Annotated in this window: 11 protein-coding genes; all 11 read left to right on the forward strand. The window is 73.1% G+C overall.

From position 1 onward, the window contains the following. Positions 1 to 2: 2 nt before the first annotated feature. The 11 genes from VFG42_RS00920 to VFG42_RS00970 all read left to right on the forward strand — a co-directional run bounded on the left by VFG42_RS00920 (position 3) and on the right by VFG42_RS00970 (position 17,364). Entirely contained in the window at positions 3 to 1,892 is a 1,890-nt protein-coding gene (locus tag VFG42_RS00920; protein ID WP_324904258.1) for a dipeptide/oligopeptide/nickel ABC transporter permease/ATP-binding protein, read from the forward strand. Beyond that, positions 1,889 to 2,851 (forward strand): ABC transporter ATP-binding protein, encoded by a 963-nt coding sequence (locus tag VFG42_RS00925; RefSeq protein ID WP_324904260.1) that lies wholly within the window; start codon positions 1,889 to 1,891, stop codon positions 2,849 to 2,851. Before VFG42_RS00920 ends, VFG42_RS00925 begins: the two co-directional genes overlap by 4 nt. Next, complete coding sequence (locus VFG42_RS00930; RefSeq protein ID WP_324904262.1) at positions 2,848 to 4,206, forward strand: serine hydrolase domain-containing protein; 1,359 nt, start codon at positions 2,848 to 2,850, stop codon at positions 4,204 to 4,206. The genes VFG42_RS00925 and VFG42_RS00930 overlap by 4 nt, the downstream gene beginning before the upstream one ends. Then, positions 4,203 to 5,306 (forward strand): FAD-dependent oxidoreductase, encoded by a 1,104-nt coding sequence (locus VFG42_RS00935; protein WP_324904265.1) that lies wholly within the window; start codon positions 4,203 to 4,205, stop codon positions 5,304 to 5,306. Before VFG42_RS00930 ends, VFG42_RS00935 begins: the two co-directional genes overlap by 4 nt. Then, entirely contained in the window at positions 5,303 to 6,493 is a 1,191-nt protein-coding gene (locus VFG42_RS00940) for a helix-turn-helix domain-containing protein (protein WP_324904266.1), read from the forward strand. The genes VFG42_RS00935 and VFG42_RS00940 overlap by 4 nt, the downstream gene beginning before the upstream one ends. A 96-nt stretch (positions 6,494 to 6,589) precedes the next feature. Beyond that, positions 6,590 to 7,645, forward strand: coding sequence for a Glu/Leu/Phe/Val dehydrogenase dimerization domain-containing protein (locus VFG42_RS00945; protein ID WP_324904268.1), 1,056 nt, complete (start codon positions 6,590 to 6,592; stop codon positions 7,643 to 7,645). After that, positions 7,642 to 11,115: an indolepyruvate ferredoxin oxidoreductase family protein gene (locus VFG42_RS00950; protein WP_324904270.1), complete on the forward strand. Its 3,474-nt coding sequence runs from the start codon at positions 7,642 to 7,644 to the stop codon at positions 11,113 to 11,115. Before VFG42_RS00945 ends, VFG42_RS00950 begins: the two co-directional genes overlap by 4 nt. A 184-nt stretch (positions 11,116 to 11,299) precedes the next feature. After that, positions 11,300 to 12,214 carry a tyrosine-type recombinase/integrase gene (locus VFG42_RS00955; protein WP_324904272.1) on the forward strand — a complete coding sequence of 305 codons (915 nt, stop codon included), beginning with the start codon at positions 11,300 to 11,302 and terminating at the stop codon, positions 12,212 to 12,214. Positions 12,215 to 12,367: 153 nt separating this feature from the next. Further along, a complete protein-coding gene (locus VFG42_RS00960) occupies positions 12,368 to 13,921 on the forward strand; it encodes a hypothetical protein (RefSeq protein WP_324904274.1) in 1,554 nt (517 codons plus the stop codon). A gap of 786 nt (positions 13,922 to 14,707) precedes the next feature. Then, entirely contained in the window at positions 14,708 to 15,976 is a 1,269-nt protein-coding gene (locus tag VFG42_RS00965) for a hypothetical protein (RefSeq protein ID WP_324904276.1), read from the forward strand. Then, positions 15,973 to 17,364, forward strand: coding sequence for a DUF4041 domain-containing protein (locus VFG42_RS00970; protein ID WP_349260366.1), 1,392 nt, complete (start codon positions 15,973 to 15,975; stop codon positions 17,362 to 17,364). Before VFG42_RS00965 ends, VFG42_RS00970 begins: the two co-directional genes overlap by 4 nt. Positions 17,365 to 17,375: the final 11 nt, after the last annotated feature.

Genomic DNA, 17,375 nt, shown 5'->3' on the forward strand with positions numbered 1-17,375 from the left:
CGATGTCCCGTCTGCGCATGCTCACGCTCGGCCAGCGCGCGCTGCTCGCCGCGCTGGGGCTGTTCGTCCTGCTCGCGGTCCTCGGGCCGGTCGTCTGGGGTCACCGGGCCACGCAGCTCGACGTCCTCGCGCTCGACCAGGGCGCGTCGTCGGCACACCCGTTCGGCACCGACGGCCTCGGCCGGGACCTCTTCGCCCGCACGATGGTGGCCACGCGGCTGTCGCTGGTCGTCGCCGCCGTCACGACGCTGCTGGGCTTCGGGATCGGCGTGGTCGCGGGGATGGTCCCGCTGCTGCTCGGCCCGCGCGCCCGGCGGGCGGTCGAGGGGACGATCGGGTTGTTGGTGGCCTTCCCGAGCATCCTGTTGGTGTTGCTCGTCGTGGCGATCGTGGGGCCGGGCGTGAAGGGCACCATCATCGCGCTGGGCATCGCGGCGGCTCCGCCCGCGGCGCGGTTGACTCAGACGCTGGCCGCCGCGGTCGGCGACTCGGACTACGTCGCGGCCGCTCGCCTGGTGGGGGTGCGGCCGGGCCGGCTGCTGCGGCGCCACGTGCTGCCGAACGTCGCGTCGCCGCTGTCGCTGCAGCTCGCGCAGGCGATGAGCGCGGCGCTGCTGGCCTCCTCGGCGCTCAGCTTCCTGGGCATCGGCGTGCAGGAGCCCGACTACGACTGGGGCTCGCTGCTGAACGTCGGCCTGGACCGCATCTACGTGGTGCCGGCCGCGGCGCTCGGGCCCGCGGCGGTCATCATCCTCGCGAGCCTGGTCCTCAACGCGGCGGGCAACGCGCTCGCGGTCGCGCTGGCCGGCGAGCGGCCCGCCCACGGCCGGCGAGCGGCCGGTGACGCCGGGACGGTCCCGGTGCCGGAGGCCGCACACGCGGTGGCGGGCGACGGTGCCGACGACGCGGTGCTGCGGGTCACCGACGTGTCGGTGCGCTTCCCGTCGGCACACGGGTCGGTGCAACCGGTCCGGGGCGTCTCGCTCGCGGTCGGCGCCGGCGAGCGGCTGGGCATCGTCGGCGAGTCCGGCTCGGGCAAGAGCCTGACCGCGCTGGCGGTCGCGGGGCTGGTCGAGCACGGCACCGTCGAGGCCGCGGCGATCGAGATCGACGGCACCGAGCTGCGGACGCTCTCGCGCGCGGAGCGCGACCGCCTGCTCGGAACGTCGATGGCGATGGTCTTCCAGGATCCCCTCGGCGCGCTCAACCCCGTGCGCCGCAACGGCCGCCAGATCGTGGAGGCGGCGCGTGCCCATCTGGGGATGGAGCGCGACCGCGCGCTGGCGGGCGCCGCCGCGCGGCTGCGCGAGCTGGGGATCTCCGCCGCCGAGCGGCGTCTGACCCAGTACCCCCACGAGCTGTCGGGCGGCATGCGCCAGCGAGCGGTGCTGGCGATGGGGCTGATGACCGAGCCGCGCCTGATCATCGCCGACGAGCCGACGACGGCTCTGGACGTCACCGTGCAGCGTCACGTGCTCGCGGCGCTGCGCCAGGTCAACGAGGAGCACGGCACCGCGATCGTGCTGATCTCCCATGACATGTCGGTGATCCGGTCGTTCTGCGAGCGCGTGCTGGTCATGTACGGCGGCATCGTCGTCGAGGAGGTCGACGCCGACCGCCTCGACCGGGCCGCGCACCCGTACACGCGGGCGCTGCTCGCCGCGGTGCCGGACATGGCGACCGACCGCGACCGGCCGCTGGCGACGATCCCCGGTCGCGCGGTCGCGGCCGAGGACGCGCCGGACGGGTGCCCGTTCGCGCCGCGCTGCGCCTACGCGACCGATCGCTGCCGCGCCGAGCGGCCGGCGCTCGTGCCTCGCGGTACACCCCAGCCGGTGGCGTGCTGGCACCCACAGGCCATGACGGCCGAGCTGTCTCAGGAGGCACGATGAGCGATCTGACGATCCGCGGGCTGCGCGTGCGCGTCGGGGTCGGCGCGCGGGCCTTCGACGCGGTCGACGGCGTCGACCTCGACGTGCCGTCCGGGTCGGTCGTCGGCCTGGTCGGCGAGTCGGGGTCGGGCAAGTCGACGCTTGCCCGCGGCATCGTCGGCCTGGTGCCGCCGCGTGGCGGCAGCGTCCTGCTCGACGCGGTCGACCATGCCCGCGCGCGCGGGCGGCGCCTCGCCGATCTCCGCCGCCGCGTGCAGCTGGTCTTCCAGGACCCGCGCGCCTCGCTGAACCCGCGGATGACCGTCGGCGAGGCGATCGGCGAGGCCGTCGCCGCGCACCGGCGCGGCTCGCGCCAGGAGCGGGCCGCCGAGGTCGCGCGCCTGCTGGAGCTCGTCGCCGTCGACCCGGCGTTGGCGTCGGCGCGGCCGGCACGGCTCTCGGGCGGGCAGCGCCAGCGCATCGCGCTGGCGCGGGCGTTGGCCGTCCGGCCGGACGTCATCGTCGCCGACGAGGTGACCGCGGCGCTGGACGTGTCGGTCCAGGGCGCGGTGCTCAACCTGCTGCGCGACCTGCGCAGGGAGACCGGGCTGTCGCTGGTGGTCATCTCGCACGACCTCGCGATCGTCCGCTACCTCAGCGACTCGGTCGCGGTGATGCACCTCGGTCGCGTGGTCGAGCACGGGACGATCGCCGAGGTGCTGGACGCGCCGCGCCATCCGTACACGCGGACGTTGATCGAGTCGGCGACGGCGGCCGCTCCGTCGGCCGCGGTGCCCGTGGGGGAGGCCCCCGATCCGCTCCATCCCCCGAGCGGCTGCCGCTATCGGCTGACGTGCCCGGTGGGACCGGCGCACGACGCCGGCCGCCGGATCTGCCTGGAGGCCGATCCGGGCGCGGGCGCGGCGGAGCGCGCCCATCGCGCCGCCTGCCACTTCGCGCCCGGGGTGGCGGGCGGATGAGCGCCCGTGGCGAGCGCATCGACGACGAGCTGCGCGAGGTGATCGAGACCGCGCTGCGGGAGACCGGCACGCCGGGCTGCGCGGTGGGGCTGGCCGTCGGCGATCGCCCGCAGGTCGAGGGCTTCGGGCTCGCGAACGCCGAGACGGGGCTGCGGTTCACGCCGGCGACGCGCATCCCCGTGGCGTCGATGACCAAGCCCTACACGGCGACGGCGATCCTCGCGCTGGCCGAGGCGGGGCGGCTCGGGCTCGACGATCCCGTGCGGGCACACCTGCCCGGCTTCCGGGTGGCCGACGCGGCCGCCGGCGACACGGTCACGATCCGGCACCTGCTGACCCACACCGCCGGCTGGGCGGGCGACCGCGCCGGCATGAAGGACCCCGACGCCGATCGCGGCGACGAGGCGCTGGCGCGGGCCGTCGCGGGCTTCGACCGAGCCGAGCAGGTGAGCCCGCCCGGCCTTTGGTGGTCGTACTCGAACTCGGCGTACATGGTCGCCGGCCGGGTGATCGAGGCCGTCTGCGGGCTGCCCTACGAACGGGCGGTCGCGGACCTCGTGCTCGAGCCGCTGGGGCTCTCCGAGTCGTCGTTCTTCGTCGAGCGGGTCGTGGCGCACCCGCTGGCGGTCGGGCACGTCCACGACGCGGCGGCGGGAACGTTCGCGGTGGTGCGCTGGCCCTGGGCGTGCGACCGGGCGACCAACCCGTCCGGCGGGTTGATCTCGACCGTCGTCGACCAGCTGGCGTGGGCGCGGTGGTGGGCCGGCACGGCGCCCGGGCCGCTGTCGGCCGACGCCCGCGCTCGCGCGTTGGAGATCGCCGTCCCGGCCGGCGGCATGGCCGAGGCGATGGCGCTGGGGTGGATGGTGGATCGCCGCGGGGATGCGCACGTCGCCCATCACGGCGGAAGCCTCTGGGGCATCCAGACGCAGTCGCTGTTCGTGCCCGATCGCGGGACGGCGCTCGTGATCCTCACCAACGCGCTCGGCGGGCTGGCGGTCCAGCGGCGGGTGCGGGAGCACGTGCTCGCGCGGTACGCGGGGCTCGCTGCGCCGTCGGCGGCGCCCGGCGCGGCGACCGCGACGGCCGTCCCGGCCGGGACGTTCCGGCTGCCCGCGATCGGAGGAGAGCGGCGGCTGACGGTGCGCGCCGGCGACGACGGGCCGGTCGTGCACGTGCCCGGCGAGGAGCCCGGCGACGCGGGGCAGGAGGTGCGGATGCGGCTCGTGTCCGCCGACGCGATGGAGGCCGTCGACGAGCCGTTGACCGGGCTGCGGGCCGAGCTGCTGCGCGACGACGCCGGCCGCGTCGCCGCACTGCGCTACGGCGGGCGCGTCGCGCCGCGGGTCGCATGAGCGGCGCGCCGGACGTCGCGGTCGTGGGCGCCGGGATCGCCGGATGCGCGGTCGCCGCGCTGCTGGCGGAGCGCGGTGCGGCCGTGGCGATCTTCGAGCGCGACGACGTCGCGGCCGCCGCGTCCGGGCGCAACTCCGGGCTGCTCCAGCAGCCGCTGGCGGCCGACCTGGCCGCGCTGCACGCGCCGAGCCTCGACCTCTATCGCGAGACCGGGCTGGCGCTGCCCGACGATCCCACCGGGCTGCTGTTCGTCAGCGACGAGCCCGGCGGCGAGCAGGCCCTGGCGGCAGCGCTCGCCGAGGAGCTGCCCGGCTGCGCGGTGTCCGCGCTGGACGAGGCGGCGCTGCGGCAGCTGGAGCCGGCGCTCGCCCCGGGGCTCGTCGGGTGCCTGGCGGCGACGGGGCATCCCGTGCGTCCGGCGTCCGCCACCCGCGCGTTCGCCGAACGGGCCCGGCGGGCCGGCACGTCGCTCGCGCGGGGGTGCGAGGTGCGTCCGGTCGTACGCGAAGGACGGGCGGTCGGCGTCGTCGACCGGGCCGGGGTCGTCAGCCCAGCCGGCGCGGTCGTCGTCGCCGCGGGGCCGTGGTCGGCGCGGCTCGTCGACCCGACCGGCCGGTGGGCTCCGTTGCTCGCGCGCTGGGGCGCGACGGTCGAGCTGGCGCTCGCGGCGCCGCCTCGTCTGCCGATCGAGGAGGCCGGCGTCGCGGCCGGGACGAGCGGCGGCGACGCGCTGGCGTTCTCGATGGTGACGAGCGACGGCGCCACCGTGCTCGGGTCGAGCTTCGGCGCCGAGGAGCCCGGCCCGCCGGTCGCCGAGGCGGTGCGCCGCCACGGCGAGCGCTTCGTCCACGGCGTCATGGACGCCGCGGTCGTCGAGACCCGCGCGTGCATCCGGCCGATGTCGATCGACGGTCGCCCGATCCTCGGACCGGTGAGTGGTGTCGAGGGGTTGCACGTGTTGACCGGACACGGGCCCTGGGGGCTGTCGATCGGGCCCGCGACCGCGGCGCTGGTCGCCACCGCCCTGCTCGGCGGCGCGGCGATCGACGCGTCGCTGGCCGCGGCGCGGTTCGGGCCGCCGCCGGAGCCGGCGGGATGAGCGGGGCGGAGGACCTGGCGAGCGAGCTGGAGCGGATCGTGACGCGGCTGGCCGACGCCCTCGGCCGGCCCGTCGACCTCGACGACGACGGCTTCCGGCTGTTGGCCCACAGCTCGCACGAGGACCACGTCGACACCGTGCGGGTCCGGTCGATCCTCGCCCGGCGCGCGCCGGCGCCGGTCATACGCCACCTCCGCGGGCTCGGCCTGCCGGACGCCCGCACCCCGGTGCGGATCGGCGCGTGTCCCGACCTCGACATGGAAGCGCGACTGTGCGTGCCGGTGATCGGCGACGGTGTGCTCGGCTACCTCTGGCTGGTCGACGACGGGACGCTCGACGGCCCGGTGGTCGCGCTGGCCGAGGCGGCGGCGGCCGAAGCGGCCGGCGCGCTGCGACGCGGCCGTCGTGCCCGTCTGCGGACGCGCGCCGAGGAGGAGCGCCTCGTGCTCCAGGCGCTCGGTCCGGCGCCTGGACCGTCCCGCGCCGCGCTGACCGCCCTGCGCGACGCGCGGACGCTGCGCGACGGCGGGGTCGAGGCGGTCGCGGTCCTCCGGGCGGAGGCCGAGGGGGCCGACCTCGTCACCGCCGAGCTGCGACGCCGCGCCGGACCCGGCGAGGTCGCCTGCGCGACCCGCGGCGACGACGAGGCGCTGGCCCTCTTCCGCGACCGCGCGGCGGCCGTCCGGCTTGTCGAGGCGGCCGTGGCCGCCGGGGCGGCTCGCGCCGCCGGCCTCGTCGACGTCGTCTCGCCCGAGCCCGAGCCGGCGCTCGGTGTGCTCCTCGCGCGCGCCGAGCACGCGGCGGCCGTCGCCGCCGGCCCCGCCGGCGTCTCGCGCGTCGCGCGCTGGGAGGAGCTCGGCGCGCTGCGCTACCTCGCCGACCACGAACGTCGATTCGGCACACCGGCCGAGCACGAGCCCGCGCTCGCGGAGCTCGCCGGCACCGACGCCGGGCGCGAGCTGCTGCGCACGGTCGAGCGGTACCTCGACCTCGCCGGCGACGCGCGCGCGGCGGCCGAGCAGCTGGCGCTGCACCGCAGCAGCCTCTACCACCGCCTGAGCCGCGCGGAGGAGCTGCTGGCGCTCGACCTTCGCGACGGCCGCGCGCGGCTGCGGATCCACATGGGGCTCAAGGCGGCGCGGTTCGCCGGTTTGCTCGGCGACGACCGCGCGCCGGGCGCGCGCTGAGCCGTGAGCGCGGTCGGACAGCCGTCCGACGAGCGCCCCGGGAGATCCGACACCGGTCGGATGCGCACCCGCGCGCGCTCCTCCATAGTCCCACCCATGCTCGAGCTGCTCGCGCCGTCGCCGTCGGCCTCCCACGAGCGCGTCCAGGTCGTCCGCGACGCGGCCGCCGGCCTGTTGTGCGTGGTCGCCGTCCACTCGACGGCCCTGGGCCCGGCGATGGGCGGCGTGCGCCGCATGTCCTACACCTCGATCGACGACGCGCTCGCCGACGCGCTGCGCCTGTCGCAGGCGATGACCCTCAAGAACAGCGCCGCCGGGCTGCCGCTCGGCGGCGGCAAGAGCGTCATCGTGCACGCCGGGGAGCGGCCGACCACGGCGTTGTTGGAGTCCTTCGCCGAGGTCGTCGACGGCCTCGGCGGCCGCTACGTCGGCGCGCAGGACATCGGGACGACGAGCGACGACATGGACATGCTCGCCGCGCGCACGCCGTGGGTGGCCGGCCGCTCGCCGGGCCAGGGCGGAACGGGCGACCCGGCCCGGTCGACGGCCTGGACCGTCCTGGGCGCGATCGAGCAGGCGCTGGCGCACCTCGACGGCAGCGCCGACCTCGCGGGACGTCGGATCGGGATCGTCGGCGCGGGCAGCGTCGGCGGCCGGCTCGTGACCGCGCTGCTGGAGCGCGGCGCCGAGGTCCTCGTCGACGACGCCGCCCCGCAGGCGCTCGCCGACGCCGTGATCGCCGGTGCGCGCGCGACGCCGACCGCCGACATCCTGGCGACCGAGCTGGACGTGCTCGCCCCGTGCGCGACCGGCGGGCTGATCACCGCGGCGGTCGCCGACGGCCTGCGCGCCCGCATCGTCTGCGGGGCGGCCAACAACGTGCTCGCCGACGACGACCTGGCCGAGCGCCTGCACGCCGGGAGCGTGCTCTACGTCCCGGACTTCGTCGCCAACTCCGGCGGCATCATCCAGGTGGGCGGCGAGTTCCTGGGCTGGTCGGCCGAGCAGGCCGAGGCGATGCTCGACGACGCGGTCGCGCGCGTCGGGACGGTGCTGGCCGACGCGAAGCGGCGCGGCGTCACGCCGCTGGGGGCGGCCCACGCGATGGCGGCCGCGCGGCTGGACGCGGTGCGAGCGGGGGCGGCCCGGTGACCGGCACCCTGCGCGACGTGTCGCTCGCCGACCGCTGGGACCCTCAGGCCGACATGGCCTACATGTCGGGCGTCCAGGCGATCGTCCGCGCGCTCATGGACGTGCGCCGCGCCGACGCCGCGGCGGGCGTGCGCGGCGGCGGGTTCGTCTCCGGCTATCAGGGCTCGCCGCTCGGCGGCCTCGACCTCGAGCTGGGCCGGCAGGAGGAGGCGCTGACCGCGCTCGGCGTGCGCTTCGCGCCGGGCCTCAACGAGGAGCTCGCGGCGACCGCGGTCTGGGGCTCGCAGATGGCAAGTGCCCTGGAGGCGGCCGCCGTCGACGGCGTGCTCGGGACGTGGTTCGGCAAGAACCCCGGCCTGGACCGCGCGGCGGACGCGATCCGCCACGCCACGATCGCGGGCGTCGGCGCCCACGGCGGGGCGGTCGCGGTCGTCGGCGACGACCCCGACTGCAAGTCCTCCACCTTGCCCAGCGCCGCCGAGCGCACCCTGTCGGGCCTGCTCGTCCCGGTGCTGGCACCGTCCTCGGTGCAGGACGTGCTGCGCCTCGGCCGCCACGCCTACCGGCTCTCGCGCTCGGCGGGGCTGTGGTCGGCGCTCAAGGTCGCCGCCGACGTCGCCGACGCCACCGCGACCGCCGCGTTGGCCGACGAGGGTCCGGTCGCGGTCGAGCGCCTCGTCGAGTGGCGGCCGACCGCGCACCTGCTCGGCGCCGCCTCGATCGAGCCCGAGCGGCACCTGCTCGAGGTCCGCCTGCCCGCCGCGCTGGCCTATGCGCGCGCCGCCGGACTCAACCCGATCGTGTCGTCGGGCCCGCGCGACCGGCTCGGCATCGTGGCCGGCGGCACGTCGTACGCCGCGGTGCGGCGGGCGCTCGACGACCTCGGGCTGGGGCCGGACGATCTCGCGGCGCTCGGCGTGCGGATCCTCAAGCTCGACCTCCTCTGGCCGCTGGACGGCGAGCGCGTGCGCGAGCTCGCCGCCGGCCTGCGCGACGTGCTGGTCGTCGAGGACAAGCTGCCGTTCGTCGAGCCGGAGGTCCGGGCCGCGCTCTACGACCTCCCCGAGCGGCCGCGCGTGCTCGGCAAGCGCGACGCCGACGGGCGGCCGCTGTTGCCCGTCCGGGCGACGGCCGGTGCCGACGCGATCGGCCGCGCCCTCGCCGTCGTGCTCGGCGACGCGCTGACGTCGCGTCCGGCCGTGGCTGCCCGCCTCGACGGCCCGCGCCCCGCGATCGCGCCGTTGCCGATCGCGCGCACGCCCGCGTTCTGCTCGGGCTGCCCGCACTCGCGGTCCACCCGTGCCGAACCCGGCGTGCTGGTCGGCGCCGGCATCGGCTGCCACGTGATGGTCGTCAACGAGCCCGAGCGCCATGGCGACGTCGTGGGCGTCACGCAGATGGGCGGGGAGGGCGCGCAGTGGATCGGCATGGCGCCGTTCGTGACGCGTGACCACTTCGTCCAGAACCTCGGCGACGGGACGTTCCATCACTCGGGATCGTTGGCCATCCGCGCGGCGGTCGCGGCCGGCGTGAACATCACCTACAAGCTGCTCTACAACGACGCCGTCGCCATGACCGGCGGCCAGTCGGTGCAGGGCGTCATGCCGGTGCCGGAGCTGACCCGTGCGCTGGCCGCCGAGGGCGTCGCGCGGATCGCGATCACGACCGACGACCCCGCGCGGTACCGCGACGTGGACCTGGCGCCGATCGCGCGCGTGCACGACCGCGACGAGCTGGCGGCCGTGGAGCGGGCGCTGGCCGCCGTCTCCGGCGTCACCGTCCTCGTCCACGACCAGATGTGCGCGACCGAGCGTCGGCGCCTGCGCCGCCGTGGCACGCTGCCCGCGGCGACCGCGCGCCCGTGGATCAACGAGCGCGTCTGCGAGGGATGCGGCGACTGCGGCGACGCGTCCGGCTGCCTGAGCGTCGAGCCCGTGGCCACCGAGCTGGGGCGCAAGACCCGCATCCACCAGGCCGGTTGCAACAGCGACCTCTCGTGCCTGAAGGGCGACTGCCCGTCGTTCCTGACCGTCGTCCCCGCGTCGCGGCCGGCCCGGCCGGCGCTGGTCCCGCCGCCCACCGGCCTGCCGGAGCCCCCGCCGCGCGACGCCGGCGAGATCGTGGTCCGGATGGTCGGCATCGGCGGCACCGGCGTGGTGACGGTGGCCCAGATCCTGGCGATGGCCGCGCACCTGCAGGGGCTCGCCGCCTCGGGTCTGGACCAGACCGGCATGAGCCAGAAGGCGGGACCGGTGGTCTCCGACGTGCGCCTCGGGCCGGACCCCGAGCGCCTGCAGGCACCGCGCGCGGGCGCCGGCGCCGCCGACGTGCTGCTCGCGTTCGACCTGCTCGCGGCGACGGAGCCCCGCGCGCTCGCCGCGGCCGCTCGCGATCGCACGACCGTCGTCGCGTCCGACACGCTCGTGCCGACCGGCGCGATGGTCGTCCGGACCGACGTCGAGCACCCCGGGAGCGACGCGCTCCTGGACCGCCTGCGCGGACACGTCCGGGAGGTCGGCGCGGTGCTCGACGCCCAGCGCCTGGCCGAGGTGGCGCTCGGCGACCACCTTCCGGCCAACATGATCCTGCTCGGCGCGGCCTGGCAGCTCGGCCTGCTGCCGGTCGGTTGGGAGGCGCTGTCCCGCGCCGTCGAGCTCAACGGCACCGCGGTGGCGAGCAACCTCGCCGCGCTGGGCTGGGGTCGCGCGGCGGTCGTGCGGCCGGACGCCGTCGCCGACCTGCTGCGCGGCGCCGAGCCAGTCGCCGCCGAGCCCGCGCCCGCGGTGGTCGAGCGGGTCGCCGCCGCGGGCCTGCCCGCCGAGATCATGGCATCGGTCGCGCGGCGGGCCGACGATCTGGTGGGCTTCGGCGGCCGTCGCGCGATGGAGCGCTACCTGACGGCGCTCGCGCCGATCGCGGCGCTGGAGCGGGAGCGCACGCCGGGGCGGACGGAGATCACGGCGTCGGCGGCACGGCAGCTGCACCGGCTCATGGCCTACAAGGACGAGTACGAGGTCGCGCGGCTGCACCTGCTACCCGAGGAGCGCGCGCGACGCGAGCGCGAGCTGGGCGCGGGGACGACCTACCGCTTCCATCTGCACCCGCCGCTGCTGCGAGCCCTCGGCCTGCGCCGCAAACTGACGATCCCCTCGACCGTCGCGATCCCGGCATTTCACGCGTTGCGACGCCTCCGCCGGCTGCGCGGCACGCCGCTGGACCCGTTCGGCCACGCGAAGGTCCGCCGTGTCGAGCGCGCGCTCCCAGGCGAGTACCTGGACGTCCTCGAGCAGGCGCTGGCCGGCCTCTCGGACGAGACCCACGCGGCCGTCGTCGCGCTCAGCGAGCAGGCGGAGGCGATCCGCGGCTACGAGGACATCAAGTTGGCCAACGTCGAGCGGTGGCGTGCCGCGGTCGCCCGCGCCTCCGCCTCGCCGGCCGGCCCAGAGCTCCCCATCGCGTCCGTGCGATGACGATGGAGAGGCTGCTCCGCCGACCCTGGGCGGAGCACCCAGTGAAGCCCGGCTGCGAGGCGGTCATCCCTGGCCGCCCGCCGGCCGATCGCTCTCCGCGGGCCGAGGCGCACCTCCTCCTCTTCGCGCCTCGGCCCGTCACTGAGGCCCGCTCGTCGCGTGCGGGCCGTGCCGCGAGGCCACGATGCGCGTCGGTGATCGTCCAGCCCGTGCCGCGTTCATCGCCTCGAGATCGGGCGGCTGCGCCCGGCCCAAGCGCTCGACCAACATCCACAACGCCGAGCGGATCAAGGACTTCGTCACCCGCCACGCCGAGGTCCCGTTGGCAGCGATGGCGACGGAGCGTGGCGACGCGATCGTCGCCGAATGGCTGGCCGGCGGTCGACGCAACGGCACCGTCGGCGCGCTGCGCGTCTTCTTCAACGACGCCATGTCGGCCAAGGCGGGACGTCTCCTGTCGCGGAACCCGTTCGCGGGGCTCGGCATCGCCAAGACGAAGGGCAACAAGGACAAGTCGCCGCCCAACCTGGAGCAGATGGAGGCACTGCTCCGGCACGCCCGTGAGCTGACGCCGCCGTCGTTCGCCGCCTACCTGGAGTTCGGATGCGTCTCCGGCCTTCGGCCCGGCGAGATCGACGCGCTGCCGTGGGAGAACATCCGCTGGGACGACCACGAGATCGACGTGCGGGTGCAATGGTCGGCCAAGCTCCGCGAGTTCGACATCCCCAAGTACGGGCCGTACACCGTGGCGCTGACCGCGCGCGCCCGAGCGGTGTTGTTGAACATGAAGCGCGAGCAGGCTGACTCGCCGTTTGTGTTCACCACGATCCGACGCACGCACTACACGCCGTCGTCACGGACGCACCACTGGAACCGCGTGCGCGCCGCTGCTGGCCTTGGCAACACCACGCTCTACATGGCTACGCGCCACCACTTCGGTTGGTGCGCCCTCAACGTCCTCGGCCTCGAGTCCGCCGTCGTCGCTGAGCAGTTCGGCCACAAGGACGGCGGCAAGCTCGTCGAGCAGCTTTATGGGCATCCTGACCGCATGCGACGCCGCCAACGTCTCCGAGAGGCCCACGACCGCGTTGCCCTTTGAACACGGCACCTCAGCCGGTTGGGTCACACGCGGTTGTACGAAAGTCTCGGGCTCGTAGCCGCACGCAGCTACGAGTGCTCTATTCGACAAAAATCAACGCAAGATGCGGGCGGAGTATCCGGAGTCCGCTGATCGCGGCGCTACGTTCGGGCAATGGCGCAGCTTGAGTTGGAGATGCGTACGACCGATCCCGAGATGGTCGTCCTGTGCAGGGCGTACTGGGAGCAGGACGACGAGCACGAGTTCGTTCACAAGGCCAGTGCACTGGCTGCTGGCCACGGCGTACAGGCCAGCAGGCTCGCGCAGATCGTGAGAGAGCACTGCACCGCGCGCCTTGCGAAAGCAACATGTCAGCACTGTGGGCGGGGTGAGGTGGTGCGGAGTCGCGCCGACCTTGCCAGGCACGGCCGGGCATACACCGGCGGCACTTGCGAAGACTGTCGCGCTGAAGAAGCGCGCAAGGTCGCGGCCGCTGACGCCGAGCGGAAAGCTCGTCGACGGCAAATCATTGTCGAACGTTTCGACGAGTCGCTCTTGCCATGCGCTGAAGTAGACGTCCGACGTCTACCGCTTCGTACGGCCTTGAGTCAGCTCGCGCTTGCTCGCGCCGCGACGGACGAGGAACTCGCGGTGCTACGACCTCAGCGCGACTGGACGTCAACGTTGACCCCCGGCGGACGGGGTGATGTGGATGTCCTGAAGGACTTGTTCAATAACTATATGCTCGCGCTGAGTCCGTCTTCTGCACCGGCAGCGTTCGACTGGTCTGAGGACGAACAGCCGGAACGCTTCTGGTATGAGAGCGTGCACTGGCGGCTCGCTACAGAGGGTGAACAGCATGACCTCGCTTCTTCCGTGCGCGCGCTCGATGCTGTTCTTCGGGACCAGCGGGAGTGGCCGGTTACGTGGCATCTCGAACTTCGGCCACTCTGGTTGGCCCTCGCTGTTGATGATTGCCTTGAATATCTTGAGCGGAGATTGGAGGAATATCACCTGCCGCTCAAGGTGGGCGACAGGCTCCGGCAGGTCTTGCTGCAAGCGCTAAACGACTTCTCGGTCGGGCAGGTCTATAACTTCATCTGGCGCGCTGCCAAGGACGCTGCGGCCTTCTACCAGAAGACCGGGAACACCAAAAGCCATGCGGCCAACACGGTTCCAGGGGCTATCGAGCGCGCCTGTGAACGAGCGCTCGCCCAGGGTTGGGACGTCCGTTCGTTCGGTCGTGACTGGAACAGCTCCGAGGGGGCGATGATCCAACTGCTCGCTTATGTCGTCACCAAGGTAGGCGACGACTACATGAACGTCGTTCCGCGCCTAGCCTGCGAAACCGAAGACAGCCTTCGCATCTCGCTTGACGACGCTGCGCAAATGCTGGAGTTGGATGTTGACCAACTGATTGCGATCGTACGCGACACCGGAACGACGGCGCCAGACTTCTGCCGCTGCGTCGATGATGCCAACGCGGCGCTACGTCGGGCAGCGGAGGCGTGGGCTGCGGCGGTGCCTAATTGGCCCGCGCGTGGGGCCGCTTCAGAGGACCTTCTCCGCGATCTCGGTCTAGCCACCAACGACCTCGATCGAGCCCTCGCGGCGCTTGGTAATGCGGTCTTGGTGCCTCCGGTGCCGGTGCCGGACGATCCGCTGGCGCCTCGGCATCCGGTGTATCTCGACACGATTGCCGCTGCTCGGCAGGCAAGCACGACGTGATGACGAGCTCGTCGGAGGCACCTAAGGAAGTAGCTAAGCGGCGGAAGAGCGGCGGCCGTAAGAAGCGTCGCGGTCGCTAGACGCGCGTAAAGCGAGATGGGCGGCCAGATTGGCTTTTGACGGTGGCCCGCCCACGAAACCGCCCACGCCGCCCGCAAACCCCACCAACCACGCGCTTCGCATCCTGTCTCCCTGACTGAAGGAAAAGGCCTACAAATGCAGGCCCTTTTTTGTGCGCTGGGGCGGGTGTGGAGCGAGGCTTGCGGTCCAATTTCTGCGCGGGACGTTGCGTGCGAGTCGGTGCGTGCGCCGCGGAGAGTGGCGAGAGCCGCCCACTGGCACGCTCGCGACGGTGGGGGTCGATCGGTCACGATGTGCGCGTGAGTCCGGTCGGTGCATGCGGCGGCTCCGAAGCCTTGGGTCGCCCCCACCGGCGTGAGCGTCGCCCCTGTCCGCGATCGCGCTCGATTCACGGACCCATTCTGTGACGACATCGGGATCATCCAGGTCGCGCGGGCCGAGGACCTGCTGGACATCGCCTCGGCTTCGCCTTGGAGTGACGATCGCGCGTCGCTGCCACGCCTACGCGCCCTGCCGGCTAGTGCCGGTATGCCCCGGATCCGGAGGCGAGTGCGGGTCATCCGGTCCCTAGGGTCTGACCTGGCACCCGAGAGCGCTGCGGTCTTTCCGCGCCTGGCGGGCGGGCGGCGCGCACATCGTTCTAGGAATCAGAGAGACTCTTGGCGCACTGTCAAACTGCTTTCCGATGGACCAGAAGGGATCGGTATGGCCAAGCGCGGATTCTTCGCGGAGATCCAGTACCAGAACCAGCTTGCCGCTAAGCGGGCGGCACAGGCAGAGCGCGCCCGGGTGAGGGAGTACGAGCGGGCTGTACGGGAAGCGGAGCGCGCGCGTCGTCAGGCGGAGCGGGCGGCCGCTCAGCTGGCTCGCGCGAACGCCGCCGAGCGGAAGGCGGCGGAGAAGGAGGCCAAGCGTCTCCACGAGGAAGCGCGGCTCGCCGAGACAGCGTCGCTGAACGCGCGGCTGGCCGAGACTGCGGACGAGCTGGCGTCGATCCTGGCGGCGACGCTGGACGTCGACGACTACGTCGACCTCGAACGGCTGCGCGTGAGGGCTGAGCATCCGCCGTTTCCGCGCGCCGATCTCGAGGTCCCAACCCCGGCTCCGGCAGCGATCTCAGCGCCGCCGAAGCCGGAGCTCGTCGCACCCGAAGCGCCGAAGGGACTGAGCGCCGTGTTCGGTGGCAAGAAGAGGCACGCGGCGGCGATGGCCGCCGCGCAGGCGGAGTTCGACACCGCGATGGAAGCGTGGCAGGCCGAGGCGGCCCAAGTCCCGGCGAAGCAGCTGGAGCAGATGCAGGACCGCGACGCCGCGGAACGCCGACGGCTGGCGGCGCTTGAGCTCGCTCGGGAGACGTATCGCCGCGAGTGCGAGGATCGCGAGAATCAGGTGGCCGAGGCCAACGCTCGCCTCGACACCCTCATCAGTGGCGTTCAGTCGGGCACCGACGTGGCGATCCAGGAGTACGTCGGGATCGTGCTCGGCAACTCCGTCTATCCCGCCGTCCTAGAGGTCGAGCACGACTTCGCCTTCGACTCCGAGCTCAAGGAGCTTGACCTCACGGTCCTGCTGTCGGGACCAGAGCGGCTGCCGACGGAGAAGGCATATAGGTACGTCAAAGCGAAGGACGAGATCACCGCGACGGCCTTGGCGAAGAAGGACCTGAAGGAGCGATACGCGACCGCGGTGTATCAGGTCGCCGTCCGCACGCTGCACGAGATCTTCGAAGCCGACCGGGCGGCGCAGGTCAACACCATTGCCCTCAGGGTGGCGACGGAAGCGAACGATCCCGCGACGGGCCGGACGAAGCGGACGACGCTGGTGGCGGTGGCCGCCGAGCGCGCGTCGTTCCTCGAGTTCGATCTGTCGAACGTCGTGCCGCTGGCCACCCTCCAGCACCTCGGCGCGTCCGTCTCGAAGAGCCCCTACGACCTCGTCGGGATCGACGAGTCGCATGGCGTTCGCGGCCGATGAGTCCTGAGGGCTACGCGTTCAACGCCCCTCCCGGATGGTCAGTGCCCGAAGGCGATTGGACGCCGCCGGAGGGATGGACGCCTGACCCGGGCTGGCCCCCAGCACCCGACGACTGGGTGTTCTGGGTGTGGAAGGCCCCCGCCCCGTCGCCCGTCCCTCCGCCGCCCATGGGTCCGCCCACACCGGCGGTCACCGAGCGGGCGGCGGACGCCCGGCCTCCTCTGCGCGATGAGGTTGACGACGCGACGAGCCGAGCCCTGCGGACCCGGGTCGTCCAGCTCGAAGCTGAGGTCGAACGGCTCGAAGCGACGATCGCGTCATCGGCGGGTGCCATCGACCTCGACGACGAGCGCGTGCTCCAGGAGGTCGGGATCTACCGCTACCACCACCCGTTGGAGAACGCGGCGGAGTACAAGGAACGTCTCAAGGTCCTCAGCGACCAGATCAAGGACATGGCCAAGGCCGGCGACGCGGTTCTGGCCTCGGACATGTTCACCTACAACAATTCGTTGGCCAAGGGCCGGAAGATGACCTTGGAGTTCTCCAAGCTCATGCTTCGCGCCTACAACGCCGAGGCCGACAACTGCGTACGCTCGCTGCGCGCCGGCAACGTCGTTACCGCCAAGCGGCGCTTGGAAGCGTCGGTGACCGCCATCGCCCGGTTGGGATCGATGATGGAGATGCGCATCAACCCCGAGTACCACGAGCTTCGGCTGCGGGAGCTCGAGTTGACCGCCGACTACCTGATGAAGGTGCAAGCGGAGAAGGAGGCGGCGCGCGAGGAGCGTGAGCGCCTGCGCGAGGAGCGTAAGGCCGAGCAGGAGCTAGCGGCTGAGCGCGAACGTCTTGAGAAGCAGCGCAGCCACTACCTCAACGCGCTCGAAGCGCTGAAGTCCGCCAACGACGAGGCCGGCATCGCGGAGCTCTCGGAGAAGCTGGAGGAGATCGGCGCGGCGATCGAGCGCAATGACTTCCGAGCGGCGAACATCCGCGCGGGCTACGTCTATGTCATCAGCAACCCTGGAGCCTTTGGGCCCGGGATGGTGAAGATCGGGTTGACGCGTCGTCTGGAGCCGATGGATCGTGTGCGCGAGTTGGGCGACGCGTCCGTCCCGTTCCCGTTCGACGTCCATGCGCTGTTCTTCGCCGACGACGCCGTCACGGTGGAGGCCGAGCTCCATCGCGCCTTCGCCGCGTCTCGCGTGAACCACGTGAATCTGCGGCGTGAGTTCTTCTTCGCGACGCCGGCGCAAGTGCGCAGCGTTCTCATGGAGAAGGTCGGCAACCTGCTGGAGTTCGCCGAGGAGCCGGAGGCGACCCAGTACCTGCAGAGCAAGAAGTACTGGTCTTCGCCTGACGACGGCACGGTTTCGGTGGAGGCTTCTTAGGGCCGGGTGCG

Origin of the sequence: Baekduia sp., from assembly GCF_035685985.1 — a bacterium.
Classification (GTDB): domain Bacteria; phylum Actinomycetota; class Thermoleophilia; order Solirubrobacterales; family Solirubrobacteraceae; genus Baekduia.

What these genes read in the sequence shown, in the direction of transcription:
- VFG42_RS00945 (WP_324904268.1), top strand. Translation starts at nt 6,590, where the DNA reads ATGCTCGAGCTGCTCGCGCCGTCGCCGTCGGCCTCCCACGAGCGCGTC.
- VFG42_RS00920 (WP_324904258.1), top strand. Translation starts at nt 3, where the DNA reads ATGTCCCGTCTGCGCATGCTCACGCTCGGCCAGCGCGCGCTGCTCGCC.
- VFG42_RS00970 (WP_349260366.1), top strand. Translation starts at nt 15,973, where the DNA reads ATGAGTCCTGAGGGCTACGCGTTCAACGCCCCTCCCGGATGGTCAGTG.
- VFG42_RS00965 (WP_324904276.1), top strand. Translation starts at nt 14,708, where the DNA reads ATGGCCAAGCGCGGATTCTTCGCGGAGATCCAGTACCAGAACCAGCTT.
- VFG42_RS00960 (WP_324904274.1), top strand. Translation starts at nt 12,368, where the DNA reads ATGGCGCAGCTTGAGTTGGAGATGCGTACGACCGATCCCGAGATGGTC.
- VFG42_RS00925 (WP_324904260.1), top strand. Translation starts at nt 1,889, where the DNA reads ATGAGCGATCTGACGATCCGCGGGCTGCGCGTGCGCGTCGGGGTCGGC.
- VFG42_RS00940 (WP_324904266.1), top strand. Translation starts at nt 5,303, where the DNA reads ATGAGCGGGGCGGAGGACCTGGCGAGCGAGCTGGAGCGGATCGTGACG.
- VFG42_RS00955 (WP_324904272.1), top strand. Translation starts at nt 11,300, where the DNA reads ATGCGCGTCGGTGATCGTCCAGCCCGTGCCGCGTTCATCGCCTCGAGA.
- VFG42_RS00935 (WP_324904265.1), top strand. Translation starts at nt 4,203, where the DNA reads ATGAGCGGCGCGCCGGACGTCGCGGTCGTGGGCGCCGGGATCGCCGGA.
- VFG42_RS00930 (WP_324904262.1), top strand. Translation starts at nt 2,848, where the DNA reads ATGAGCGCCCGTGGCGAGCGCATCGACGACGAGCTGCGCGAGGTGATC.